Consider the following 25414-nt stretch of genomic DNA (forward strand, 5'->3'; position numbering starts at 1 on the left):
GTGTGGTCAGGCCGGTCCGCCGCCGGTCGCCCGCGCCCGACGGAAGGCCGAGCTCCATGGATCCCGACGACTCCCCGACCCTCGAGCAGGCGCCGCCGCAGCGGCGGATCGTCACCACCCGCACCGGCGCCGTGGTCGCGGTCGGCGTGCTCGGCGCGGTGATGCGCACCGAGGGTGCCATCTACGGCACGGTGCTCTCGATCACGCTGATCGCCGTCGGCTGGGACAAGGACACCGATCTCGACGTCCTGCTGTTCCTGCTCGGCTCGGTGACGGTGTTCTGGGTCGCGCACCTCTACTCCGGGACGATCGCGCGCCTGCCCGAGTCGGATCCGACGCCGCGCACGGTCCTCGCGGCCGTGCGGGACACCGCCCGGCACTCGATCGGGATGATCGCCGCGATGGTCGTGCCGGCGCTGCTGCTCGCGCTCGGGCCGCTCGGGGTGCTGGACGAGTGGACGGCGTACTACCTGGCGCTCGGAGCGGGTGTCGTGATCCTCGCGGCGCTCGGCTACCTGATGTCGGCGCGGCGCGGCAGCTCGTGGAAGCGGCGGGTGCTGAGCACGCTCGTGACGACGCTGCTCGGGTTCGTCGTGGTGTGGCTGAGCACGCTGGTGCACTGAGCCCTCTGGTGCACTGAGCCCTCTGGTGCACTGAGCCCTCGACGCGCGACGGGCGCGGCTGCCAGGCTGACGGGATGACCTCTCAGCCCTCCGCGCTCCGCCCCTTCGGCCCCTCCGGCGCCCTGGTGACCCGGCTCACCCTCGGCACCTCCTGGAACCCCGATCGCGTCGGCTCGCTCGACACGGTGCCCGCGCTCGAGCGCGTGCTCGACTCCGGCGCCGGCCGCCCCGTCTCGGTGATCGACACCTCCAACGAGTACGCGCTCGGGCACAGCGAGCGGCTGATCGGCGAGGCGCTGCGGGCGCGCGGCGGGGTCCCGGAGGGGATCACCGTCGTCACGAAGCTCGACCGCGACCCGGAGACCGGCAGCTACTCGGCCGAGCGGATGCGCCGCAGCCTCGACGAGAGCCGCGAGCGCCTGGGCATGGACGTGCTGCCGCTGCTCTACCTGCACGACCCGGAGCGCATCTCCTACGACGAGGCCTTCGCCGAGGACGGCCCGGTGCGCGCGCTCGTCGCGATGAAGGAGGCGGGCGCCGCGCTCTCGATCGGCATCTCGGGCGGGCCGGCGCCGATGCTGCGGCACTACGTCGACACCGGGCTCTTCGACGCCGTGATCACGCACAACCGGTTCACGCTGGTCGACCGCTCCTCCGAGGAGCTGATCGACGCCTCCGTCGCGCGCGGCGTCGTCGTGGTCAACGCGGCCGTCTACGGCGGCGGGGCGCTCGCGCGCTGGCCCGAGCCGGTCCGCAGCTACGCGTACGCGCCGGCGCCGCAGGAGATCGTCGACGCGGTCGCCGCGATGGGCGAGGCCTGCGAGCGGGCGGGCGTGCCGCTCGCCGCCGCCGCCCTGCAGTTCTCGACCCGGGACCCGCGCGTGACGACGACGGTGGTCGGCGCGACGAGCGCCGAGCACTACGACGCGTTCGTCGCGGACGACGCGCTCGACATCCCGGACGCGCTGTTCGAGGAGCTGGAGTCGCTCGCGCCGCCGAGCTCGGTCTGGCAGGAGGCGCCCGGGGCGACCTGGCCGCGCTGAGCGACGGCGTGGGGCGTCCCTCGGAGGGCCGCGCCGGGCGTCGGCGGAGCGGCGGCGTCGCGTCAGGGGGACGGCCGCCGCGCGACAGCGGGCATACCCGGGCCGCTCCGTCGGTTGGCCCTGAGATGACCGACGCACCTCGCACCACCACCGACTCCCCCGCCCTCTTCCAGCCGCTGACCCTCCGCTCCCGCACGGCGCGCAACCGCGTCTGGGCCGCGCCGATGTGCCAGTACTCGGTGGAGGCGCAGGACGGCGTGCCGACTCCGTGGCACCTCGTGCACCTCGGCTCGCTCGCGCGCGGCGGGGCGGGCGTCGTGATCGTCGAGGCGACCGGCGTCGTCCCGGAGGGACGGATCAGCCCCTGGGACACCGGCCTCTGGAACGACGCGCAGCAGGCGGCCTGGGCGCCGATCGTCGACTTCGTGCACGGGCAGGGCGCCCTCTCCGGCATCCAGCTCGCGCACGCGGGCCGCAAGGCGTCGACCTACCGCAAGTGGAGCGGGCACGGCTCCGTCCCCGTCGACGAGGGCGGCTGGGAGGCGGTCGCGCCCTCCGCCGTCGCGTTCGAGGGCTACGCGGTGCCGCGGGCGCTCGACGTCGAGGAGCTCCCGGGCCTCGTCGAGGCGTTCCGCGCCTCCGCCCGCCGTGCCGTGGACGCGGGCTTCGACGTGATCGAGCTGCACGCGGCGCACGGCTACCTGCTGCACCAGTTCCTCTCGCCGCTCTCGAACCACCGCGAGGACGCCTACGGCGGATCGCTGGAGAACCGCGCGCGGCTCCTGCTCGAGGTCGTCCGCGCGGTGCGGGCCGAGATCGGCGAGCTGCCGCTGCTGGTGCGCTTCTCCGCCACCGACTGGGCCGAGGGCGGCTGGACGCTCGAGGAGACGATCCGGGTCTCGGAGTGGGCGCGCGACGAGGGCGTCGACCTCTTCGACGTCTCGACCGGAGGGCTCGTGAAGGGGACCGACATCCCGGTGGCGCCGCTCTACCAGGTGCCGTTCGCGCGCGAGGTGGGCCGGGCGACCGGCGCTCCCGTCGGGGCGGTCGGGCTGATCACGACGGCGGAGCAGGCCGAGGGCGTGGTGGCCGGCGGCGACGCGGACGTGGTGCTGCTGGCGCGCGAGCTGCTGCGCGACCCGCACGCTCCGTCGCGGATGGCGCGCGAGCTCGGCGCTCCGCTCGGGCTGGTGCCGCCGCAGTACGCCCGGGCCTGGCGCTGAGACGACGAAGGGCCGGGGGCGTCGCCGCCTCCGGCCCTTCAGCTCGTTCTGCTACTTCTCGTCCGCCTCGCCCTCGGAGTCGCTCGGGGCGTCCTCCTCGGGGTTGAAGTGCGAGTCGCCCGAGACGCCCAGGGCGATCCCGTCCTCGGAGTCGGGGATGGTGCCCTCGGTGCCGAGGCCGCCCTCCTCAGGAGTGCCGGTGTCCGGGGTGCTGTCGTCCGACATCGGGCTCAGGCCTCGACGTCGCCGCGCCAGGCGCCGTCCGGCGAGCCCTTGGACTCGATGTACTCCTTGAAGTTCTTGAGGTCCTTCTTGACCGCGTGGCTGCCGGCGCCGACGAGCGAGCCGACGGTCTCGAGGAAGCCCTCGGGCTCCCAGTCGAGCTGCACGGTGACGCGGGTCTCGGTGTCCGAGAGCTTGTGGAAGGTGACGACGCCGGCGTGGTCGGTCTCGCCGCCGGTGCTGTTCCAGGCGACGCGCTCGTCGGGGTGCTGCTCGGTGATGTTGGCCTCGAACTCGCGCTCGACGGGGCCGACCTTCACCTTCCAGACGGTGAGGACGTCGGTGACCTGCTGGATGGACTCGACCTCGTCGAGGAACTTGGGGAACTCCTCGAACTGCGTCCACTGGTTGTACGCGACGGACACGGGGACGTTGACGTCGACGGTCTCGATGATCTGCGACACGGTAGTGCTCCTTGATGTCTCACTCGGTGTGCGGCAGGCCGCTGCTGCGGTCGCCTCCCTCGACGGTAGAGGCGAGCCGCCTGGGAGTTCACGTGGTTGCGGCTGGACGCAGACGTGGTACAACCCGGGAGCGGGTGGATCTCGATACGCCCTCTGCGAGGGCTACTCGATCAGCATGAGGCGCGGGCCGCTCCGTTCCATGCTGGTCGAGCAGCCGCGGAGCGGCGTATCGAGACCCGCGGGTCAGTCGTCGGTGCCGGCGTAGCGGTAGGCGGTGAACGTCGGGGTGCCGGTCGTCGCGTAGAGGCCGAGGACGCGGCCGGTGAAGGACGTGGCGGTCTCGGCGGTGAAGGAGCGGCCGTCGATGCGGGCGAGGGTGCGGGAGACGCCGCCCGCCTCCGCGCGGAGGACGAGGAAGTCGCTCGTCATCTGGCCGGGGCCGAAGCCGACGCCGCCGTCGCGCTCGGACTCCAGCATCAGCGTCACCGGGCCCTCCGGCAGCTCGGCGGTCCACTCCTGCTCGAAGGAGGGGATCACCGCGCGGGCGGTGACCCGCGTGCCGGAGCCCGTCGACTCCGCCTCGACCGACGCGAAGGTCGTCTCGTCGTAGCGGACGGCGAGCCCGCCGGCGCCGGCCGACACGTCGGCGACGACCGAGGCCTGCATGGTCTGGGTGAGCTGGCGGCGGCCGACGAAGGTGGGCTGCGGGTGGCCCAGGGTGCGCCCCTCCCCCGGCAGCGACAGCCGGCCGTCCGCCACGGTGGCGAGCGCGGTCGGGAGGCGGCGGACGCCGATCCAGCCCGCGTCGAGCGGTCCGGAGAAGTCGACGTCGTCGCGCAGCGGACCGCGCGGCGAGAGCGCGACGGGCTCGGCGACCGGCCAGCCGTCCACCCAGGTCACCCGCGTGACGAAGGTCTCGCGGCCGAGCGCCGAGAAGGCGCGGGTCGCTCCGCGCGGGCGGACGCCGAGCAGCACGATCAGCGTCGAGCCGTCGGGGCCCTCCACCAGGTCGCCGTGGCCGGTGTTCTGCACCGGTCGGGTGGTGCCGCGGGCGGTGAGGAACGGGTTGCCGGGCGCGGTCTCGAACGGGCCGGTCGGCGCGTCGCTCCGGGCGATCGAGACGCCGTGGCCGCGCTCCGTGCCGCCCTCGGCGATGAGGAGGTACCAGACGTCCCGGCCGTCGACCGAGCGCCGGTACAGGTGCGGCGCCTCCGGGAAGCCGCCGCCGGTGCCCGACCACAGCGAGCGCGGCTCCTCCAGGATGCGGCCGGCCGCGAGGTCGACCCGCACCTGCTGGATGCCGAGGTGCGCGCCGGCCTCCTCGCCGCTCAGGATCAGGCCGGAGTAGGTGACGTACGCGGTGCCGTCCTCGTCCCAGGCGAGGTCCGGGTCGATGCCCTGGAGGGGGCCGCCGTCGGCGTCGGTCAGGACGGTGCCGTCGCTCCACTCGCCGGCCGGGTCCGCCGCGGTGAAGACGACGGTGCCGACTCCCGCGGGGACCGAGACGATCACGTGGAAGAGGCCGTCGTGGTGGCGGATGGTCGGCGCCCAGACGCCGAGGCCGGTGGGCACCTCCTCCACACCGATCTGCTCGGCGCGGGTCGCGACGTTGCCGACGCGCTCCCAGGTCTCGAAGTCGGTGCTGCGGTACACGGGGATGCCGGGCAGGTACTCGAACGTCGAGGTGACCAGGTAGTAGACGCCGTCGGCGCGGACGACGCTGGGGTCGGGGTTGAAGCCGGGGATCAGCGGGTTCGGGAACGGGGCGCCGACCCCGCCCTGCGCGACTCCGCCCGGCACGACGCCGCCGCTCATGCGCTCAGCTCCAGCTCGGTTACCAGCGGGACGTCCTCGAGCGAGGTGCCGAGGCGGATCGTGAACGCTCCGGCCTCGTACTCCCACCCGTCGTTCCAGGTGGCGAGCAGTCGCGTCGGGACGGTCACGGCGATCTGCGCGCTCGCGCCCGCCTCCAGCGTCGCGCTCTCGAAGCCGACCAGCCAGCGCACCGGGCGCTCGACGGCGGAGTCGCGGCGCTCGGCGTAGGCCTGAAGCACCACCTTGCCGGCGCGCTCGCCGGTGTTGACGACGTCGACGAGGAGCGCGACGTCCTCGCCGCCGCGCACGGGCTCGGGCGTCGAGACCGAGACGAGCTCGAACGAGGTGTAGCCGAGGCCGTGGCCGAAGACGTAGGCCGGCTCGACCTCGCTGCGCAGCCAGGCCCGGTAGCCGATGTGGATGCCCTCGTCGTAGTGCAGCTCGCCGTCGGTCGGCAGCGTGGACAGGACGGGGACGTCCTCGATCGCGACCGGCCAGGTGGTGGGCAGGCGTCCGCCGGGCTCGACCCGGCCGAGCAGGACGTCGGCGACCGCGTCGCCCATCTCCTGCCCGCCGAAGTAGCCGACCAGCACGGCCGCCACCTCGTCGCGCCACGGCAGCAGCACGGGAGCGCCGGCGTTGACGACCACGACGGTGCGCGGGTTGACCGCGGCCACGGCGCGCACGAGCGCGTCCTGCTGGCCGGGCAGGTCGAGCGAGCTGCGGTCGTAGCCCTCGGACTCGACCGCGGAGTTGGTGCCGACGACCACGAGGGCGACGTCGGCGTCGCGGGCGAGCGCCACCGCCTCCGCGATCAGCTCGTCGGCGGGGGTGGCGTCGGGCTCGAGGCCGTAGGTGAAGCCGAGCGCGCCCTCGAGGTCGCCCTCGGCGTGCACGATGTCGTACTCGATCCGGATGTCGACGGGAGTGCCGGCGGTGAAGGTCAGCGGCGCGGAGACCGACGGCGGGGCGAGCAGCGCGGCACCGAGGTCCGAGCCGACGGCGGCGAGGGTCTCCTCGAGGAAGAGCGCGCCGTCGACGTAGACGCGGGCGGTGCCGGCGACGGCGAAGCCCAGGCGGACGGTCGCGTCGGCGGCGGGGGTGAGGATCGTCGAGAACTCGACGCGGGCCGACGCGGCGATCGGGGCGGTGCCGCCGAACCAGACCAGCGAGGTGGCGCGGCGGTCCTCGACGAACAGCTCCGCGCCGTCCTCGGCGAGGAAGCGGACGCGCTGGCCGGGCTCGCCGGTGACCGGGTTGGTGATCGTCTCGAGGACGAGCGGGGCGACGCCGTCCTGCACCACCGCGCCGAGGGCGTAGTCGACGCGGGCGTGCGGCAGGGCGGCGCGGACGCCGTCGAGCGGAGTGACGACCTTCTCGGGCAGGACCGTCGCGGATCCGCCGCCCTGCGTGCGCGCCTCGCGGGCGTTGTGGCCGATGACGGCGACGGAGGTGAGCGCCGAGGCGTCCCAGGGCAGCTCGCCCTCGTTGCGCAGCAGGACGCTGCCGGCGGCGGCGGCCTCGCGGGCGAAGCCGCGGCCGTCCTCGACGAGGACCGGCTCGGCGACGGCGGGCGCGAAGCCCTCGAGTGCGCCGACGCGGGCCGCGAGGCGGAGGATGCGGCGGACCTTGCGGTCGACGACGGACTCCTCGATCGAGCCGTCGCGGACGGCGGCGACGAGCGCGGCGCCCCACGGGCCGTCGGGGCCGGGCATCACGAGGTCCTGCGCCGCGCGGGCGCTGTCGACGGTGCGGACCGCGGTCCAGTCGCTGATGACGACGCCGTCGAAGCCCCACTCGCTGTTCAGCGGGTTCTCCAGCAGGTCGCTCTCGGTGGCGGTGGTGCCGTTGATCGAGTTGTAGGAGCTCATCACGAGCCAAGCGCGGGTCTCGACGATCGCGCGCTCGAAGGCGAGCAGGTAGAGCTCGCGGAGCGCGCGGTCGCCGACGCGGACGTCGACGGTGAAGCGGTCGGTCTCGGAGTCGTTGGCGATGTAGTGCTTGGGAGTGGCGCCGACGCCGTTCTCCTGCACGCCGGCCACGTAGGCGGCGGCGAGATCGGCGGTGAGCACCGGGTCCTCGCTGAAGCCCTCGAAGTGGCGGCCGCCGAGCGGGGAGCGGTGCAGGTTGATGGTCGGGCCGAGGACGACGTCGACGTCCTTGCGGCGCGCCTCGACCGCGGCGGCGGCGCCGTAGCGGCGGGCGATCGAGCGGTCCCAGGAGGAGGACAGCGCGGTGGCGGAGGGCAGGTTGAGCGAGGGCGAGCGCTCGTCCCAGACCTCGCCGCGGACGCCCGACGGGCCGTCGGAGACGAGCATGCGGCGCAGGCCGATCCTCTCGATCGGCCAGGTGGTCCAGAAGTCGCGGCCGGTGAGCAGCTGCACCTTCTCCTCGAGGTCGAGGCGCCCGATCAGCTCGGTGAGCAGGGCGTCGGCGTCGGGTCCCTCGGCCGGGATGCGGGGAGCAGTGGAGGTGTCGGTCACGGTGACTCTTTCTCTCTCGGGAGGCGACGTCGTCGTCCCTCAAAACCTAGCAGTAGTGGGTTTCTGACGGTGCACCCCGCCCGGCCCCCTCCGCGAGATGCCACTTATGACGCGATCGCGCGGCGTGTCGCGCTCATAAGTGGCATCTCGCGGAGAGGGGAGGGACGCGCGCGCGTCCGGGGGGCGGGCGTCAGGGGTGGGCGGCCACGAAGGCGCGGCGCTCCTCGCGGCGGGTGGCCTGGCGGACCGGGTCGGCGACCGGGGCGGCCAGGAAGAGGCGCTGGGTGTAGGCGTGCTCCGGGCGGGAGGTGACCTGGTCGCCGTCGCCCCACTCCACGATCTCGCCGTGGTACATCACGGCGACGCGGTGCGAGAGGTGCCGCACGACGGCGAGGTCGTGCGAGACGAAGAGGTACGCGACTCCGGTGCGCTCCTGGATCTCGGTGAAGAGGTCGAGGACGCGCGCCTGGGTGGAGAGGTCCAGCGCCGAGACGGGCTCGTCGCAGACGATCAGCCGCGGCTCGAGGGCGAGCGCCCGGGCGATCGCGATCCGCTGGCGCTGACCGCCGGAGAACTCGCGCGGCAGGCGGTCGGCCGCGGACTGCGGCAGCCCGACCTGGTCGAGCAGCTCGCGCACCCGCTGGGAGGCGACCTTGGCGTCGACCTTCCGCACGGTGAGCGGCTCGACCAGGATCTGCTCGATCGTCAGCGACGGGTTGAGCGAGGTGTACGGGTCCTGGAAGACGACCTGGATCTCGGAGGAGAGTCCGCGGCGCTGCCGCCGGTCGAGGTGCGCGATGTCGCGCCCGTTGTAGAGGATCTCGCCGCCGGTGACCGGGGCGAGCCCCAGCACCGCGCGGCCGAGCGTGGTCTTGCCCGAGCCGGACTCGCCGACCAGGCCGACGGTCTCGCCGGGGCGGATGTCGAGCGAGACGCCCTTGAGCGCCTGGAACGGCTTCGCGCGGAAGCCCTTGCCCGGGTACTCGACGACGACGTCCTTGACGTCCAGCAGCAGCTCGGACGGTGCGGCGGGTGCGGCGCTCATCGGCTCGACTCCTTCACGGCGGTGGTGGCGACGAGCGGTCCGCGGGCGGGCCCCTCCTCGAGGATCGCGTCGAACAGGGCGCGGGTGTAGGGGTGACGGGGGTCGGCGAAGATCGAGCGCACGGGCCCGGTCTCGACGATCCGGCCGTCGCGCATGACCGAGACGCGGTCGCACAGGTCGGCGACGACGCCGAAGTTGTGCGTGACGAGGATCATGCCCATGTTCAGCTCCGACTGCAGCTCGCGGAGCAGGTCGAGCACCTCAGCCTGCACCGTGACGTCGAGCGCGGTGGTCGGCTCGTCGGCGATCAGCAGGTCGGGGTCGCAGGAGACGGCGCCGGCGATCAGCACGCGCTGGGCCATGCCGCCGGAGACCTCGTGCGGGTAGGCGTCGAACGTGCGCTGCGGGTTCGGGATGCCGACCCGGGCGAGCAGGCCGAGCGCCCGCTCCTTCGCCGCCGCCTTCGAGAGGCCGAGGCAGATCCGCATCGGCTGCACGAGCTGCGTGCCGATGGTGAAGGAGGGGTCGAGGTTCGACATCGGCTCCTGCGGGATGTATGCGATGCGCTTGCCGCGGAGCTTGGTCATCTCCTTCTCCGACAGGTGCGCGAGGTCCTTGCCGTCGAAGACGATCGAGCCGCCGGTGATCCGGCCGCCCTCGGGCAGCAGGCGCAGCACCGACCAGGCGGTCTGCGTCTTGCCCGAGCCGGACTCGCCGATCAGGCCGTGGATCTCACCGCGGCGGACCGCGAGCGAGACGTCGTGCACGACCGTCTTGACCGAGCCGTCGTTCTGGCCGTAGCCGACCGAGAGGTTCGTGACGCGGAGGATCTCTTCTGAGCTCTTCGCGCCGGCCTCCTCCTCGTGCACGACGGTCTTCGGCGCCGCGGCGTCCTCGTCGAGCATCGTCTGGATGCCGATCGTGGACAGGCTGGTCGGCACCGTCGCGGGCGCCGAGGCCGACTTGCGCTTCTTCGAGCGCTTGGCTCCGGAGGCGCTGCGCTCGAGCTCGTCGCGCATCGCGTTGCCCAGCAGGGTCAGCGCGATGGAGGTGAGCGCGATCGCGAGGCTCGGCCAGAGCATCAGGATCGGGGCGTTGAAGACGTTGGAGAAGCCGTCGTTGAGCATCGAGCCCCAGGTCGGGATCGACAGGTCGCCGAGGCCGAGGAACTCGAGTCCCGCCTGGATGGCGATCGCGATGCCGGCGACCAGCGAGGCCTGGATGATGACGGGAGCGCGGACGACGGTGAGGATGTGCCGGGCGATGATCCGGCCGTTGCTGAGTCCGGAGACCCGGGCCGCGTCGACGAAGAGCTCGCCGCGCACCGCGGTGACGGAGGCGTAGACCAGCCGGTGGAAGGCCGGCGAGAGCAGGACGCCGAAGATGGCCATCGAGAGCCACATCGACGGGCCGATGACGGCGCGGGCCGCCAGCAGGACGACGAAGCCGGGCAGCGCCATCACGAGGCCGGAGGTCCAGGCCGAGACGGAGTCGAACCAGCCGCCGAAGTAGCCGGCCAGCAGTCCGCTGGTGACGCCGATGACGACGGCGACCGCGAGCGCGACCAGGGCGCCGGCGAGGCTGAACTGGGTGCCGAAGAGCAGGCGCGAGAGGACGTCGCGGCCGGCGCTGTCGGCGCCGAGCAGGTGCGCGGCGCCGGGCTCGGCGAGCACGTCCTGCAGCGAGGCGCGGTTGGGGTCGGCCGGGGCGAGCAGCGGCGCGAAGATCCCGGAGAGGACGACGATCGCGAGGAAGACGAGCGAGACGAGCCCGACCGGGTTGTGCAGCAGGCGGCGGAAGAGGTGCGTGCGGGCGGCGCGCTCCTCCACTCCGACCGACGGGGTGCTGGCGGGCAGCGGAGTCGTGGCGGTCATGAGAGTCGCACCTTCGGGTTGAGCCAGCCCTGGAGCAGGTCGATGAGCAGGTTGACGATGACGACGATGATCGCGGTGATCAGCACGAGGCCCATCACCAGCGGGATGTCGCCCTGGGTGGTCGCGGTGACCGCGACCTGGCCGAGGCCGGGGATCGCGAAGATCTGCTCGACGATGACGGCGCCGCCGAGGAGGCCGATGAACTGCACGGCGAGGACGGCGAGCGCGGGGCCGCCGGCGTTCCGCAGCACGTGCTGGAAGACGATCCGGTTGGCGGGCAGGCCGCGCGAGCGCAGGGTCCGCACGTAGTCCTGGCGGAGCGCGTCGATGACGGAGCCGCGGACCTGCTGGGCGACGCCGGCGATGCCGCCGATCGCGAGGGCGATGATCGGCAGGGTGACCGTGGCGATCCAGCCCGAGAACGAGTCGGTGAGGTTGACGTAGCCGGTGGGCTTGAACCAGCGGAGGTTGATCGCGAAGACGGTGACGAGGCCCAGCGCGATCAGGAAGCCGGGGATCGCGAAGCCGAGGATCGACACCAGCTGCACGAGCTTGTCGGCCCAGCCGCGGCGGACCGCGGCCCAGACACCGAGCACGACCGCGACGATCGCGGAGATGATCGTGGCGCCGATGACCAGGGAGAGCGTGACGGTGACGCGGGTGGAGATGGCGGTGGTGACCGCCTGCCCGGTGAACCAGGAGCTGCCGAGGTCGCCGGTGACCGCGTGGCCGAGCCAGCCGAGGTACTGCGACCAGATCGGCTGGTCGAGGCCGAGCTGCGCGGCGCGCTGGGCGACCGCCTCCGGCGTCGCGTTCTGCCCGAGGATGCGGCGGGCGATGTCGCCGCCGCCGAGATAGAGGAGTGCGTAGGCGACGACGGAGATCAGCACCACGAGGATGATCCCCGAGACGACGCGTCGCAGGATGAACCTGGTCATCAGTGGTCCTTCGAACGGAGGAGGGCGCGGGCCTGATCAGCGGATCGGGCGGCGCGAAGAGAGGGAGCGGGCGGGTCGACCGGAGCCGACCCGCCCGCTGATCCGGATCAGGCCGGGGTGATGTTCCAGAGGTACGGGTAGGCGTTGCCCGTCTGGGTCTCGACCTTGGTGTTCGCGTCGGTCACGAAGCTCGACTGCTGGCGGTACCAGGGGGCGAACCAGGCGTTCTCGACCGTGTAGGCGTTGACGGCCTGGACGGCGGCGGCGTAGCCGGACTCGTCCGCGGTGCGGACGGCCTCGATCAGCGTCTCGAGCTCGGGGTCGGCGTTCTTGAAGGGGTTGAAGATCGCGTTGGGGCTGAGCTCGAAGTTGATCAGGGCCCAGTCGGGGTCCTGCTGCAGCGTGAGCCAGGTGGCGGCGTACTTCGGGGCGAGGACGTCGGCGATGAAGTTGTTGCCGGCGTCGGTGTAGGTGACGGTGATGCCGACCTCGGAGAGCTGCTGCTGGATCAGCGTGAAGGTCGAGGAGCCGACGAGCGAGCTCGAGGGCATGTTCAGCTCGAAGCCGTCCGGGTAGCCGGCCTCGGCGAGGAGCTCCTTGGCCTTCTCGGGGTCGTAGGGGTAGTCGTCGTCGAGCGACTCGTCGTAGCCCTCGGAGGAGGTCGGGAAGATCTGCGTGGTCGGGGTGCCGTAGCCCTGGCCGATGGCCTTCAGCAGCGACTCCTTGTCGAACGCGTAGTTGATGGCCTGGCGGACGCGGACGTCCTTCAGAGCCGGCGCGATGGTGCCGTCGCGGTCGAGCAGCAGCAGACCGGTCCAGTTGAGCTCGAAGGCGTTGACGGTGAAGCCCGACGCCTCGATCTCCTTGAGGTCGTTGTTGTCGACCGTGTTCGCCGCGTTGACCTGACCGCCCTTGATCGCGTTCACCAGAGCGGTGGAGTCGCTGTAGACGTTGATGTTCAGGTTGTCGTAGTGGACCGAGTCCTCGTCCCAGTAGCCGTCGCGCTTGGTGAAGGCGTAGGAGGTGCCGATGACGGTCTTCGACGCGTCGAGCTCGTAGGGGCCGGAGCCGACCGGGACGGTCTGGATGTCGGCGGACTCGAAGGCGGAGGGCGCCTCGACGAGGCCGGCGTTCTGGGTCAGGTAGAAGAGGAACGTCGGGTTGGCCTGCTTGAGGGTCACCGTGACGGTCGAGGCGTCGGTCGCGACGGCGTCGGCGAGGTCGGCCATCTTGTTCGTGTCGGGCGAGTTGCCGTCGCGGAAGCGGATCAGGTTCTGCGCGACGGCGTCGGCGTCGAGCGTCGATCCGTCGGAGAAGGTCACACCGTCGCGGATCTTCAGGGTGAGGACCGTGTTGTCCTCGTTGTAGGTCCACTCCGAGGCGAGGCCCTCGGTGATGGTGCCGTCGGGCTCGGCCCGCAGCACGCTGTCGTAGACGGCCTGCATGTACGGCGACTCGTTGGCCCAGTACGAGTCCGCCGCGGCGAACGTCGACAGGGTCTGGATCGCACCCAGCGTGAGCGTCTCGCTCGAGCCGCCGGAGGCGCCTCCGCCGGAGTCGGCCGCGCAGCTGGTCAGGCCGACCATCGTGGTGACGGCGATCGCAGCGGCCGCCAGCCTCTTCCATCGGAACATCTTCGGTCTCCAGGTTCTCCCGGTTCTCCCATGAACCGGTGCCGAGGAAGCTAACACGAAAAACAGATGACCCCTAGGTTTTGGGAAGAAAAACTTCGGCCCGTTAGGTTTTCGTGATTCTCGTGACCGTTCACATCCCGCGAGGCGCTTGGAACTGCACGCTGACGGGGAGCTTTCCGAAAGCCGACTCGGCACCAGGTTTTTGACTCGGAAACCTCTAGCGGCTAGGTTTCTCGCACCGGAGGCTCCGTGCCCCCTCGCAACGATGCGCCTGGAGGCACTTCATGGCACTCCCCACCTCTCCCCCGCGGCGACCGCGCGGGCAGTACGCCAAGACCGCCGCCCGGCGCGCCGAGATCGTGGCCGCGGGCCTGGAGGTCTTCTCCGCGAGCGGCTACCACGCCGCGTCACTGCGCGAGATCGCCGAGAAGGTCGGGCTCAGCCAGGCCGGCGTGCTGCACCACTTCGCCAACAAGTGGGAGCTGCTCTCGGCGGTGCTCACCCTCCGCGACGACCACTCGATCGTCCGGGTACCCAGCGGCGACGCCGTGCCCGGCATCGACACGGTCCGCGCGCTGATCGACCTGGTCGCCTACAACACCGAGATCCCCGGCCTCGTCGAGCTGCAGTGCGTGCTCTCGGCGGAGGCGACCCACGCCGACCACCCGGCGCACGAGTACTTCGCGAACCGCTACCGCTTCATCGTCGACCTGTTCACCGGCGCGTTCGGCGACATGCTGACCCGCGGGCAGCTGGTGCCGGGCGTGGATCCGCGCAGCGCCGCGATCCGCGTCATCGCGACCATGGACGGGCTGCAGGTGCAGTGGCTCCTCCAGCGCGACGCCCTCGACATGCAGGCCGAATTCCGGCGCACCGTGCAGACCCTGACCACCGTGGAGGTGTGACCGTGGGCTTCTCCCGCGAATCGACCCTGGCCGCCGTCCTCGACCACGGGGAGGCGGGCGACGTCGTGCGCCGCTTCGTCCCGGGCGTCGTCAACTCGCCGCTGCTGGTGCAGCTGCGCTCCGCCCCCGTCGGACTCGTCGTGGGGATGGATCCGCTGCTGAAGGCGGACCCCGAGCGCGAGGCCTCGTTCTGGGCGGCGCTCGACGCTGTCGACGACTCCGGAGTCGCGGCGCCGCGGCCGGAGCGGGTGGCCGTGCTGCCGCGCGCGGACTACGAGGGCGAGGACGTCGCTGTCGCGTCGGCCGTTGTGCGACCTGTCGCGGTGGGGACCGTGTGGGCGCCCGCCGAGGTCGTCGTCGACGGGCCGGCGCACGGCAACCCGTTCGTCGACGTCGAGTTCTCGGCGGAGTTCTCGCTCGGCGACGAGACGGTGCGGGCCGGCGGGTTCTACGACGGCGACGGGGTGTACCGGGTGCGGTTCCTGCCTCCTGCCACCGGCGTCTGGAGCGTGACCACCGCGTCCACCGCGCGCTCGCTCGACGGGCTCACCGCCTCCATCACCGTCGAGGCCGCCCTGCCCGGCGCGCACGGGCCGGTGCGGGTCGCCGACACCTTCCACTTCGCGCACGAGGACGGCACCCGGCACCTGCCGCTCGGCACGACCGCGTACGCCTGGACGCACCAGAGCGAGGCGCTGCAGGAGGCGACCCTCGCGACGCTCGCGGACGCGCCGTTCACCAAGGTGCGGCACTGCGTCTTCCCGAAGGCCTACCTGTACAACACGAACGAGCCGGAGCTGTACCCGTTCGAGCGCGACGGCGACGGCTGGGACTTCGACCGCCCGGTGCCCGCGTTCTTCCGCCGGCTGGAGGAGCGGGTCGCGGATCTCGACATGCTCGGCATCCAGGCCGACGTGATCCTCTTCCACGCCTACGACCGCTGGGGCTTCTCGGACATGGGCCGCGCGGCCGACGACCTCGTCACGCGCTACGTGGTCCGGCGCCTGGCCGCCTCGCCGAACGTCTGGTGGTCGCTCGCCAACGAGTACGACCTGCTCTGGTCGAAGAGCGTCGACGACTGGGAGCGCCTCGCCGCGCTCGTCGTCGCCGAGGACCCGGTGGGCCACCTGCTCTCCATCCACAACTGCTTCGGCTTCTACGACTACTCCCGGCCCTGGATCACGCATGCATCCGTGCAGCGGATCGACGTGTACCGGACCGCCGAGAACACCGACGCCTGGCGCGAGCAGTGGGGCAAGCCGGTCGTGATCGACGAGTGCGCCTACGAGGGCGACATCGACCAGGGCTGGGGCAACATCACCGGCGAGGAGATGGTCCGGCGGTTCTGGGAGGGGGCGGTCCGCGGCGGCTACGTCGGCCACGGCGAGACGTACCTCAACGACCGCGAGGAGCTCTGGTGGTCGAAGGGCGGCGAGCTCGTCGGCGACAGTCCGGCGCGCATCGCCTTCCTGCGGCGGATCACCGCCGAGATGCCGGACGGACGGATCGACCCGCTGCCCTCGGACTGGGACGCGCCCTGGGGCGGGGGCGGCGGCGTGCAGCTCGTGTACTTCGGCTTCAACCGGCCGCGGTTCCGGCAGATCGTGCGCGACCCCTCCGACTCCTGGATCGTCGACGTGATCGACACCTGGGGGATGACCGTCTCGCGGGTGCCCGGGGTGTTCTCCGGGTCGTTCCGGGTGGAGCTGCCGGCGCGGCAGTTCATGGCCGTGCGGCTGACGAAGGTCGTGTCGTGAGCGGAGTGCCGCCGCGGGTGCGGGTGATCTCGGACAACGACTACTCCGGCGACCCGGACGGGCTGGTGCAGCTCGCGCAGCACGCGCTGTCGGAGTCGGTCGAGCTGGCGCTCGTCGTCGGCTCGCGGCTGCGGCCGGGCGACCCGTTCGATCCCTCCGACCGGACCGCTGACAACGCGGCGGCGGCGGCGCGCGAGGTGCTCGCGCTCTGCGGGCGCCCGGACGTGCCGGTGGTGGCGGGGGCGAACACTCCTGATGCTCATGTCTCGGACGCGGCGCGCGCGATCGTGGCGGAGGCTCTGCGGGACGACCCGCGGCCGCTGTACCTCTGCGCCGGCGCCGGGCTGACCGAGGTGGCGGCGGCCCTGCGCCTCGAGCCGTCGATCGCCGCCAGGATGACGCTGGTCTGGATCGGCGGACCGGAGCACCCGGGCCTGGCCGTCCCGCCGCCCGGCGCGATGCCGATCGAGTACAACCTGCTGATCGACGTGCCCGCCGCCGCCGAGGTGTTCGCGTCCGCGCTGCCGATCGAGCAGTTCCCGCGCGACGCCTACCGGCAGCCGCTCGCCTCCGTCGCCGAGCTCCGCGTGCGGATGCGCACCGCCGGCGAGCTCGGCCGGCACCTCTTCGACGCCCTCGACGGCGTCTTCCGGATGGGCGCCGCGCACGGCCTCAGCTTCGGCGAGACCTACGCCCTCGGCGACAGCCCGCTCGTCCTCGCGACCGCCCTGCTCTCCGCCTTCGAGCCCGACGCCTCCTCCAGCCGCACGGCGCGCGTCCCCCGCCCCTCGATCACCCCCGACGGCCAGTACGGCCCCCGCGCCGGCACCGGCCCGGACCTGCGCGTCTACACCCACCTCGACACCCGCCTCCTCCTCGAGGACCTCTACGCGAAGCTCGCCCTCCGCGCCGCGGACGCCTGACCGCGGGCGCGCGCTGCCGCCCGCGCAGCCGCGCCCCCACGCTGGTCGAAGTGCCGCGCAGCGGCACCCCCATGCTGGTCGAGTAGCCGCGCAGCGGCACCCCATGCTGGTCGAGTAGCCGCGCAGCGGCGTATCGAGACCCACGCCCGCCAGAACGCCGGCCTCACGCCCCCGCCCGTGCCACGGCGGATCTCGATACGCCCTCTCCGAGGGCTACTCGATCAACAAGAATCGTCGCCGGGCAGACCGAAGGGCGACGCGGGCGCGCTGGTCGAAGTGCCGCGCAGCGGCACCCCCGTGCTGATGGAAGAGCCGCGCAGCGCCACCCCATGCTGGTCGAGTAGCCGCGCAGCGGCGTATCGAGACCGACGTGTCCGAGCACCGGCCGCACGTCTCAGGCTGGATCCGGCGCGCGGTTCGCCACTTTCTGCCGTTCTGACCCCGCGGGATCAGCAGAAAGTGCCGAACGCGACGAGCGGCGCCCGCGATCCGGCGCGAACGGTCCTCCACCGGCGCGGGGGACGACCGTTCGTGACGGGTGGGCGGGGGCAGCGCGGCCTCAGTGCTGCGGGTCGCCGCCGAGCTGGCCGATGGGGGGCAGCGGGCCGCCGTCGTCGGCGCCGGTGCGTCGCCAGCGGGCGACGGCGTTGCCGAGGTGGTAGATCACGAGGGCCGCGGCCGCGCCGAGGACGATGCCGCCGAGCTCGAAGCCGCCGGAGCTGAAGGAGAAGCCGGCGATCGCGATGACGAGGGAGACGGCGGCCGTGTACTGGTTGACCGGGCGGGAGAAGTCGACGCGGTTGTCGATCCAGATCTTGATGCCGATCACGCCGATGAGGCCGTAGAGCGCGGTGGTCGCGCCGCCGAGGACGCCCGCGGGGATCGAGTTGAAGACCGCGCCGACCTTGGGCGAGAGGCTGAGCAGCACGGCGGTGACGCCGGCGACCCAGTACGCGGCGGTCGAGTAGACGCGGGTCGCGGCCATCACGCCGATGTTCTCGCCGTAGGTGGTGGTGCCCGAGCCGCCGAACGCGCCGGAGACGGTGGTGGCGATGCCGTCCGCGATCAGGGCGCGGCCGGTGTGCTGGTTGACCGAGGAGTCGGTCATCGTCGCGACGCCGCGGACGTGGCCGACGTTCTCGGCGATGAGCACGAGCACGACGGGCAGGAACATCGCGATGCCGGACCACGTCGATCCGGACGCGAAGTCGGGGAAGCTGAACGGCGGCAGGCCGACCCAGGCGGCGTCGGCGACGGCGGAGTAGTCGATCTCGTTGCGGATCAGCGCGACGACGTAGCCGATCACGACGCCGACGAAGATCGAGACGCGGCCGAGGAAGCCGCGGAAGAAGACGCTGCCGAGGATGATCGCGGCGAGCGTGACCGTCGCGGTGACCGGCGCCTGCTGGAAGCTCGACCAGGCGGTCGGGGCGAGGTTGAAGCCGATCAGCGCCACGATCGCGCCGGAGACGACCGGGGGCATCAGGCGGTCGATCCAGCCGAGGCCGGCGAACTGCACGACGAAGCCGACGAGCGCGAGCAGCACGCCCACGGCGACGACTCCGGCGAGCGCCGATCCCGTGCCGCCGACCGCCGTCGCCGCGGTGACCGGGGCGATGAAGGCGAAGCTCGAGCCGAGGTAGCTGGGCAGCTTGTTGCGGGTGATCAGGAGGAACAGCAGCGTGCCGACGCCGGAGAAGAGCAGGGTCGTCGCGACGGGGAAGCCGGTGAGCACGGGCACGAGGAAGGTCGCGCCGAACATGGCGACGACGTGCTGGATGCCGATCGCGACGGTCGCGGGCCAGTTGAGCCGCTCGGCGGGGCCGACGACGGCTCCGGGCGCGACGGTGCGGCCGTCGCCGTGCAGGGACCAGATGGGCATGGGGCTCCTCGGCGGGAAGGGGGATGGGGGCGCTTCAGAGTAGCGAGGCGGTGGGGCGGGCGACGGCGGCGGTCCGGCGGACCTTTGGCACGCGGAATCGGCTCCGGCACGCGGGAAGCCGCCGGAACCACGAGCCGGAGCTCGAATCACGAGCCAGAGGTACGCGGGGCGACCGGTGGCGCAGCTCCGGCACGCGGAATCGGCTTCGGCACGCGGGAATCCAGAAGAACCGCGAGCCGAAGCCGGAACCGCGAGCCGGAGGTTCGCGGCGCGGGCGGAGGCGCAGCTCCGGCACGTGGAAACGGCTCCGGCACGCCGGGATCCGGCAGAACGACGTGCCGGAGCCGGAATCGCGAGCCGGAGGTGCTCCGAGCAGGCGGCGCCGGCGCTCCCCGTGACGCAGCCGGGAGCCGGGTCGGCGCGCCGGTGAAAGAACGGCGGGCGTGCCGGACAGGAGGGAGCATGAGGCACATGCCAGCTCCCCTCGCGGGTCCCGACCGCTTCGCCGCGCTCGCCGGCGTGGTCGCCGACCCCGTCCGCCGCTACCTCTGGCGCCGCACCGACGAGGCCACGGCCGACGACGTGCTCGCCGCCACCCTCGCCGTGCTCTGGCGCCGCGTCGCCGACGTGCCGGAGGACGATCCGATCGCCTGGTCGATCGGCGTCGCCCGACTGCAGCTGCAGAACGCGCGCCGGATGCAGCGGCGCCAGGTCCTGCTCACCCACCGGATCGCCGTCGTCGACCCGCCGCAGGAGGTGCGCGACCCGGACGGGCCGTCCGCCACCGACGACGCCGTGCGCTTCGTGCTCTCGCGGCTGCGCGAGTCCGACGCCGAGCTGCTGCGCCTGTGGTCGTGGGAGGAGCTCGACGCCCGCGGGATCGGCGAGGTCCTCGGGATCACGCCGAACGCCGCGTCGATCCGGCTGCACCGCGCCCGCCAGCGCTTCGCGGAGCTCTACGAGAGCCGCGCCGCCCAGGACCCGACGACCTCAGAAGGAGGAGCACGATGACCGCGATCGAGGACTCGGAGCTGCGCCGGCTGGTGCGCTCGACCGACCCGGCGGAGGGGCTCGCCCCGCTCACCCGCGCGCAGCTCGCCGAGCACCGGGACCGGGCGATGGGCGGGCAGGCGACGGGCAGCCAGGGCACCGACCCCCACGACTCCGACCCCGCCGCCGTCCGCCGCCGCCGCTCCCCCTGGCTGATCGTCGGGGTCGGCGCGCTCGCGGTCGGCGCCGCCGCGTCGCTCCTGCTCCCCTTCGCCCTCGGCGTCACGACCGGCGGCTCCGCCTCCGCGCTGCGGCTGCCCGCGACCGGCGGGCCGATGGACATGTGCGCCCCGGTCACCGCCGAGGCGCTCGCTCCGTCGCAGCTCGCCTTCCGCGCCGAGGTCGCCTCGATCGACGACGGCACCGTCACCCTGCGCGTGATCGACCGCTTCGCCGGCGACGTCGGCGACGCGGTGACGGTGACACAGGCGGCGGAGTCCGCCGTCGACGGCGCCCCGATCGTCTTCGAGCGCGGCATCGACTACCTGATCGCCGCCGACGGCGACACGATCCTCACCTGCGGGCTGAGCGCGGCCGACTCCCCCGAGCTGACGAGCCTGTACCGGGAGGCGTTCGCGCAGCGGTAGTCGCCGGCCTCAGGCGGTACGCGGCGGCCTCAGGCGAACAGCCCGAGCACCCACCCGAGCACGAGCGGGCCGAACGCCACGGCGAGCACCCCGAGCCCCAGCACGAAGCCGACGAGGCTCACGCGGGCGCCGCGGAGCGTCTCGTCCGCGCGCAGCCCGTTCCGGGCGCCGAGCGCCAGCACGATCGCCACGACGGCGAGCGCCGAGGCGAGCAGCGGGACGCCGACCAGCAGCGCGCCGAGCACCGCGACGCCCGCGCTCGCGAGCGCCCGGGAGTCGACGGGGCGCGGAGTCGTGCGGGTCTGCTCGGTCATGCTCCGAGCCTCGCACAGGGCGGCGAACCGGGGCGAGCCACCCGCCCGGTCGCACGCGCACCCCCTCGGTGGCAAGGGGCTCTGCAAACGCCAGGAGCGCGGCGGAGGGTGGGAACACCGACGATCCTTCTGGAGGCAATGGTGTACTTCCACGTTCAACGACTCATCAACGACATCGAGCAGGACGAGCCGGATCCGGCCGCCGCGAACGCGCTGCAGGAGGGCCTCGGCGGGCAGTTCGGCGAGATGCGCACGATGATGCAGTACCTCTTCCAGGCGATGAACTTCCGCGGCGCCGACGCGAAGCCGTACCGCGACCTGATCCAGGGCATCGGCACCGAGGAGATCGGCCACGTCGAGCTGATCGGCACGACCATCTCGCGCCTGCTCGACGGCTCGCCGCGCTACCAGGGCAAGCCGACCGACCCGCTGGACACCCCCGGTGCCGGCGGAGCGACCCCGCTGAACATCGCGCTCGACACGGGCAACATCCACCACTACCTGGTCGGAGCGCAGGGCGCACTGCCCGTCGACTCGGTCGGCAATCCGTGGAGCGGCAGCTACGTCTACAACTCGGGCAATCTCGTGCTCGACCTGCTCTACAACCTCATGCTCGAGTCGACCGGGCGGCTGCAGAAGTGCCGCATCTACGAGATGACGCAGAACAAGACCGCGCGCTCGACGGTCGCCTACCTGATCGTCCGCGACCAGGCGCACGAGAACGGCTACGCGAAGGCGCTGGAGACCCTCGGGATCGACTGGAAGAAGACTCTGCCGATCCCGAAGACCAACGCCGAGAAGTTCCCCGAGGTGAAGAAGCTGGTCGACCTCGGCCTGCAGAGCAAGCAGTTCACCTTCGACCTCGAGGGCGCGTCCGAGGCGGGCAAGATCTTCCGCGGAGCCTCCCCCTCGAACGACGGCACCGACCTCTCGGCCAACGAGCAGGCCCCCGAGGGCGTGCCGTCGACGATCGCGCCGGAGCGCTTCGAGGAGTTCTCCCCGGGCCTGGACCCCGAGCTGCTGAAGCTCATCCAGACCACCGCCGAGATGGAGCTGGACGAGATCACCTCGTTCTACGGCCCCACCGCGAAGTAGCACGACCCCTCCGGTCCCGCGCGGTCGCTTCCGCGCGGGACCGGTCCGTTCCCAGGAGACAGGCCGATGCCGACCTTCCGGTTCCTCGAACCCCACCGCGTCGCGGGCGTCCCGCTGCGCGAGCTCGGCGACGGACTCGCGCTGATCGGCGCCGGCGACGTCCTGATCCGCAGCGTCACTCTCGCGCACCGCGAGATCTCCCCCGGCGCGCTCTTCGCCGCGCTGCCCGGCCGGCGCCGCCACGGGGCGGACTTCGCCGACGAGGCCGCCGCGGCCGGAGCGGTCGCCGTCCTCACCGACGAGGCCGGGCTCGCGGCCGCGCGGGCGAGCGGCCTGCCGGTGCTGGTGTCCGCGGATCCCCGGGCCGCCCTCGGCGCGATCGCCGCCCGCGTCTACGGCACCGACCGCGACCGTCCGCAGCTGCTCGGCGTCACCGGCACCAACGGCAAGACCAGCACCGTGCACCTGCTCGACGCGGTGTTGCGCCGGCTCGGCGTGCCCTCCGGCCTCAGCTCGACCGCGGACCGCCGCAGTCGCGACACCGTCGTCGCCAGCCGCCTGACCTCGCCCGAGGCGCCCGAGCTGCACGCGCTCCTCGCCCGGATGCGCGAGGACGGCGTCGAGTCCGCCGCGATCGAGGTCAGCGCGCAGGCGCTCATCCGCTCGCGCGTCGACGGCCTCGTCTTCGACGTCGCCGGCTTCACCAACCTCAGCCACGACCACCTCGACGACTTCGGCGACCTCGGCAGCTACCTCCGGGCGAAGCAGCGGCTCTTCCGCCCCGACCGCAGCCGGCGCGGCGTCGTCGTCGTCGACACTACGGAGGGGCGGACGGTCGCCGCGGAGGCGGAGGTCCCGGTCGTCACCGTCGGCTCCACCACCGAGGCGGACTGGCACGTGGACGTCCTCGCGCTGAGCGCCGACGCGACCCGGTTCCGCCTGACCGCGCCCGACGGCTGGACCCTGACCACCTCCGTCCCGCTGATCGGCCGGCACATGGCCTCGAACGCGGCGCTGGCCCTGGTGATGCTTGTCCAGGCGGGGCACGACCGCGACGCGCTCGCCCGTGCCGTCGCCGGCGGCATCGACGTCGCCGTCCCCGGCCGCACCCTGCTCGTCTCCGGCGAGGCCGGCCCGCGGCTCTACGTCGACTTCTCGCACACCCCCGACTCCGTCGCCCGCACCGTCGACGCCCTTCGCGAGGTCACGCCGGGCCGGGTGCTGGTGATCCTCGGCGCAGACGGCGACCGCGACCCGAGCAAGCGCGCGCCGATGGGCCGCGCCGCCGCCGAGCGCGCCGACCTGCTGATCGTCACCGACCACCACCCGCGCTTCGAGGACCCGGCGCGGATCCGCCGCGCGCTGCTCGACGGCGCCCGCGACGGCCGCTGCGAGGTGCAGGAGATCGCCGAGCCCGCGCAGGCCGTGCGCGCCGCCGTCGGCCGGGCCGGGGCGGACGACTCGATCCTCTGGGTCGGCCCGGGCGACACCGACTACCGCGTGGTGCTGGACCAGGACCTGCCGTACTCGCCGCGCGCCGATGCGGCGCTCGCCTTGGCGGAGGCGGGCTGGGCGGTCTGAGCCGCCGGCTCCCGCGGCCCCGTGCTTGACTGGCCGGGTCGTCGCGACCGGAGGGGGTGCAGGTGTTCTCCTCCCTCCCCGTGCGCAGGGTGCAGAAGCACCCCTCCGCGCTGGAGTCCGTCGTCTGGCCCGCGACCCTGCCGCCGGTGCGCCAGGTGCTCGACGAGGGCTGGGACCTCGGCCCCGTCTCGGTGATCACCGGTGAGAACGGCTCCGGCAAGTCGACGCTGCTCGAGGCGATCGCGCTCTCCTACGGGCTGAACGCCGAGGGCGGCTCGACCGGCGCGATGCACTCGACCCGCGTCTCGGAGTCCGACCTCTCCCAGCAGCTGCAGCTGGTGCGCGGGGCCGGCGCCTCGAAGCGCGGCTTCTTCCTCCGCGCGGAGACGATGCACGGCTTCTTCACCTACCTCGAGGACATCGGCCTCGGCGATGCGGACTACCACGAGCGGTCCCACGGCGAGTCGTTCCTCGACATCGTCGTGAACCGCTCCCGGATCCGCGGGCTGTGGCTGCTCGACGAGCCGGAGTCGGCGCTCTCGGTCTCGGGCTGCCTCGCACTGATCGGCCAGCTGCGGTCGCTGGTGGCAGGCGGCTCGCAGGTGATCCTCTCGACGCACTCGCCGGTGCTGGCGGCGCTGCCGGGCGCGGACCTCTACGAGCTCGGCGAGTGGGGCCTTCGCCGCGCGGAGTACGACGATCTGGACCTCGTGCGCACCTGGCGCGGCTTCCTCGGCGACCCGCAGCGCTACCTCCGGCACCTGGACTGACCGGGGCCGCGCACAACATCAGCTGAGAAGGGTGGGCCTCCTCTGTGAGGGGAGGGACCCCCTTCTCAGCTGATGTCGTGCGCGGCTCACCGGCAGGCCGGCGCCGTCAGGCCGTTGAAGGCGAAGCTCTCGCCGGGATGGGCGGGCCGGATCGACGCGCGCAGGTGCTCGAAGGCGGCCTGCGTCGTCGCGCCCGCTCCGGGCGTCGCCGCGCACTGCAGCGACGACGAGGCGAAGGAGTCGACGACGGGCCCGGAGCCGTCGGCCGCCTCCGCCGCGATCTCGGCGCCGATCGCGTAGCCGCTCCCCCGGCCGGTCAGCGCCGTCATCGTGCCGAGCACGCGCGGCCAGAGGACGGAGTCGCGGAGCGAGCGCGGGGCGGACACCCCCGGCGACCCCGTCAGCTCGACGTTCAGCACCGCGCCGTTCAGGTGCACCGTCGACTGCCGGACCCCCGAGAAGGAGCCGTCGATCTCGCGGGCGAGGCGCACGATCTCGTCGGCCGGGCGCTCCTCCTGCACACGGATCGAGGCGGCGCCGCGCGACTCGGTCGCGGGCTGCTCGATCGTCCAGTCGAGGTCGCCCTCCGTGAGGGCGGAGCGCTGCTCGAGGAGGAGATCGAGCGCGTCGAGTGCGGTCGCCGCACTGGTCGGGGCGAGGACGATCGCGAGGACGGGGTAGCTCTCGACCGTCCGCACCGAGAGGCTCCCGTCGATGCCGCGGCGCAGGGCGTCCCAGGCCTCGACCGGTGCCGTGCGCTCCCGCGGATCCGCGATCGACAGGACGTCGTCGCCGACCCGCAGCACCAGCTCGCTCGAGCGCCGCCCCGCCGGAGCCGCGCCGAGCGCCGCGTCGATCGCCTCGGACGCCGTGGCGGCGACGGCGACGAGGCGCTCCGCCGGGCAGTCCTCCCGGGCGGTGACCTCGACGTCGAAGACCGCCTGCTCTCCGCGCACGAGGAGCGGCGCCGGCCGCCAGTCCGCCCTCGCGCTCTCGACGCAGTCGTCGGCCGACAGCGCCAGCTCGAGTCCCTCCGCCGGCCCCGTGCCCGTCGCGACGACCGCGATCGTCAGAAGTACCGCCGCGCCCGTGAGCGCTCGTCCCCGTCGTCCCACGCCGTTCCCCCGCCTTCGCTTGCTGCCCTGCGATGACGGTGACAGTATCGAACTTCGATAGGAAACGCACG

22 protein-coding genes are annotated in these 25414 nt (G+C 72.8%); 11 read left to right on the forward strand and 11 right to left on the reverse strand.

From position 1 onward, the window contains the following. The first annotated feature begins 56 nt into the window (after positions 1 to 56). The 3 genes from MT350_RS12295 to MT350_RS12305 all read left to right on the forward strand — a co-directional run bounded on the left by MT350_RS12295 (position 57) and on the right by MT350_RS12305 (position 2889). On the forward strand, positions 57 to 623 hold the full coding sequence (locus MT350_RS12295; protein WP_123705415.1) for a hypothetical protein: 567 nt from the start codon (positions 57 to 59) through the stop codon (positions 621 to 623). A gap of 74 nt (positions 624 to 697) precedes the next feature. Continuing rightward, positions 698 to 1666 (forward strand): aldo/keto reductase, encoded by a 969-nt coding sequence (locus MT350_RS12300; RefSeq protein ID WP_243598248.1) that lies wholly within the window; start codon positions 698 to 700, stop codon positions 1664 to 1666. A gap of 125 nt (positions 1667 to 1791) precedes the next feature. Further along, on the forward strand, positions 1792 to 2889 hold the full coding sequence (locus tag MT350_RS12305) for an NADH:flavin oxidoreductase/NADH oxidase (RefSeq protein ID WP_243616005.1): 1098 nt from the start codon (positions 1792 to 1794) through the stop codon (positions 2887 to 2889). A 51-nt stretch (positions 2890 to 2940) separates the two neighbouring features. Here the strand turns inward: MT350_RS12305 and MT350_RS12310 are convergent, their stop codons facing one another. The 8 genes from MT350_RS12310 to MT350_RS12345 form a co-directional block, all read right to left on the reverse strand. Continuing rightward, positions 2941 to 3114 carry a hypothetical protein gene (locus MT350_RS12310; protein ID WP_167306092.1) on the reverse strand — a complete coding sequence of 58 codons (174 nt, stop codon included), beginning with the start codon at positions 3112 to 3114 and terminating at the stop codon, positions 2941 to 2943. Between the two features lie 5 nt (positions 3115 to 3119). Then, positions 3120 to 3575, reverse strand: a complete 456-nt coding sequence (locus tag MT350_RS12315) for an SRPBCC family protein (protein WP_123446671.1) — start codon at positions 3573 to 3575, stop codon at positions 3120 to 3122. 243 nt (positions 3576 to 3818) lie between these two features. Beyond that, a complete protein-coding gene (locus tag MT350_RS12320; RefSeq protein ID WP_243616006.1) occupies positions 3819 to 5390 on the reverse strand; it encodes a glycoside hydrolase family 43 protein in 1572 nt (523 codons plus the stop codon). After that, a complete protein-coding gene (locus tag MT350_RS12325) occupies positions 5387 to 7873 on the reverse strand; it encodes a glycoside hydrolase family 3 protein (RefSeq protein ID WP_374206641.1) in 2487 nt (828 codons plus the stop codon). The genes MT350_RS12320 and MT350_RS12325 overlap by 4 nt, the downstream gene beginning before the upstream one ends. Positions 7874 to 8063: 190 nt before the next feature. Further along, the gene (locus MT350_RS12330) at positions 8064 to 8918 is read right to left on the reverse strand and encodes an ABC transporter ATP-binding protein (protein WP_127887476.1); all 855 of its coding nucleotides are present in this window, start codon (positions 8916 to 8918) and stop codon (positions 8064 to 8066) included. Beyond that, positions 8915 to 10792 carry a dipeptide/oligopeptide/nickel ABC transporter permease/ATP-binding protein gene (locus tag MT350_RS12335; RefSeq protein WP_132437470.1) on the reverse strand — a complete coding sequence of 626 codons (1878 nt, stop codon included), beginning with the start codon at positions 10790 to 10792 and terminating at the stop codon, positions 8915 to 8917. The genes MT350_RS12330 and MT350_RS12335 overlap by 4 nt, the downstream gene beginning before the upstream one ends. Further along, the gene (locus MT350_RS12340) at positions 10789 to 11730 is read right to left on the reverse strand and encodes an ABC transporter permease (protein WP_123736712.1); all 942 of its coding nucleotides are present in this window, start codon (positions 11728 to 11730) and stop codon (positions 10789 to 10791) included. Before MT350_RS12340 ends, MT350_RS12335 begins: the two co-directional genes overlap by 4 nt. A gap of 107 nt (positions 11731 to 11837) precedes the next feature. Then, positions 11838 to 13364, reverse strand: a complete 1527-nt coding sequence (locus MT350_RS12345) for an ABC transporter substrate-binding protein (protein WP_243598245.1) — start codon at positions 13362 to 13364, stop codon at positions 11838 to 11840. 284 nt (positions 13365 to 13648) lie between these two features. Between MT350_RS12345 and MT350_RS12350 the strand changes: the two genes are divergently transcribed. Genes MT350_RS12350 through MT350_RS12360 form a run of 3 tightly spaced genes read left to right on the forward strand, consistent with a single transcriptional unit; the run spans position 13649 to position 16949 of the window. Further along, complete coding sequence (locus tag MT350_RS12350) at positions 13649 to 14269, forward strand: TetR/AcrR family transcriptional regulator (RefSeq protein ID WP_123705422.1); 621 nt, start codon at positions 13649 to 13651, stop codon at positions 14267 to 14269. Continuing rightward, positions 14266 to 16026 (forward strand): DUF5605 domain-containing protein, encoded by a 1761-nt coding sequence (locus MT350_RS12355; RefSeq protein WP_243616007.1) that lies wholly within the window; start codon positions 14266 to 14268, stop codon positions 16024 to 16026. The genes MT350_RS12350 and MT350_RS12355 overlap by 4 nt, the downstream gene beginning before the upstream one ends. Then, a complete protein-coding gene (locus tag MT350_RS12360; RefSeq protein ID WP_243616008.1) occupies positions 16023 to 16949 on the forward strand; it encodes a nucleoside hydrolase in 927 nt (308 codons plus the stop codon). The genes MT350_RS12355 and MT350_RS12360 overlap by 4 nt, the downstream gene beginning before the upstream one ends. Before the next feature lie 559 nt (positions 16950 to 17508). Here the strand turns inward: MT350_RS12360 and MT350_RS12365 are convergent. Continuing rightward, positions 17509 to 18831: a uracil-xanthine permease family protein gene (locus tag MT350_RS12365; protein ID WP_123736709.1), complete on the reverse strand. Its 1323-nt coding sequence runs from the start codon at positions 18829 to 18831 to the stop codon at positions 17509 to 17511. A 471-nt stretch (positions 18832 to 19302) separates the two neighbouring features. Between MT350_RS12365 and MT350_RS12370 the strand changes: the two genes are divergently transcribed. Further along, the gene (locus MT350_RS12370) at positions 19303 to 19842 is read left to right on the forward strand and encodes an RNA polymerase sigma factor (protein WP_123446682.1); all 540 of its coding nucleotides are present in this window, start codon (positions 19303 to 19305) and stop codon (positions 19840 to 19842) included. Beyond that, positions 19839 to 20468 (forward strand): hypothetical protein, encoded by a 630-nt coding sequence (locus MT350_RS12375; protein ID WP_243616009.1) that lies wholly within the window; start codon positions 19839 to 19841, stop codon positions 20466 to 20468. Before MT350_RS12370 ends, MT350_RS12375 begins: the two co-directional genes overlap by 4 nt. A 29-nt stretch (positions 20469 to 20497) precedes the next feature. On the opposite strand, the gene MT350_RS12380 is transcribed toward MT350_RS12375, so the two are convergent. Further along, positions 20498 to 20782, reverse strand: a complete 285-nt coding sequence (locus MT350_RS12380; RefSeq protein WP_243616010.1) for a hypothetical protein — start codon at positions 20780 to 20782, stop codon at positions 20498 to 20500. A gap of 141 nt (positions 20783 to 20923) precedes the next feature. Between MT350_RS12380 and MT350_RS12385 the strand changes: the two genes are divergently transcribed. The 3 genes from MT350_RS12385 to MT350_RS12395 all read left to right on the forward strand — a co-directional run bounded on the left by MT350_RS12385 (position 20924) and on the right by MT350_RS12395 (position 24228). Beyond that, positions 20924 to 21877 (forward strand): manganese catalase family protein, encoded by a 954-nt coding sequence (locus MT350_RS12385; protein WP_123736813.1) that lies wholly within the window; start codon positions 20924 to 20926, stop codon positions 21875 to 21877. Positions 21878 to 21943: 66 nt separating this feature from the next. Next, positions 21944 to 23458 carry a Mur ligase family protein gene (locus MT350_RS12390; RefSeq protein WP_243616011.1) on the forward strand — a complete coding sequence of 505 codons (1515 nt, stop codon included), beginning with the start codon at positions 21944 to 21946 and terminating at the stop codon, positions 23456 to 23458. A 56-nt stretch (positions 23459 to 23514) separates the two neighbouring features. Further along, on the forward strand, positions 23515 to 24228 hold the full coding sequence (locus tag MT350_RS12395) for an AAA family ATPase (RefSeq protein ID WP_243616012.1): 714 nt from the start codon (positions 23515 to 23517) through the stop codon (positions 24226 to 24228). A gap of 86 nt (positions 24229 to 24314) precedes the next feature. Here the strand turns inward: MT350_RS12395 and MT350_RS12400 are convergent, their stop codons facing one another. After that, positions 24315 to 25343: a hypothetical protein gene (locus MT350_RS12400; RefSeq protein ID WP_243616013.1), complete on the reverse strand. Its 1029-nt coding sequence runs from the start codon at positions 25341 to 25343 to the stop codon at positions 24315 to 24317. Positions 25344 to 25414 lie beyond the last annotated feature (71 nt).

Origin of the sequence: Rathayibacter sp. VKM Ac-2928, assembly GCF_022815545.1 — a bacterium.
GTDB classification, from domain to species: Bacteria; Actinomycetota; Actinomycetes; order Actinomycetales; family Microbacteriaceae; genus Rathayibacter; species Rathayibacter festucae.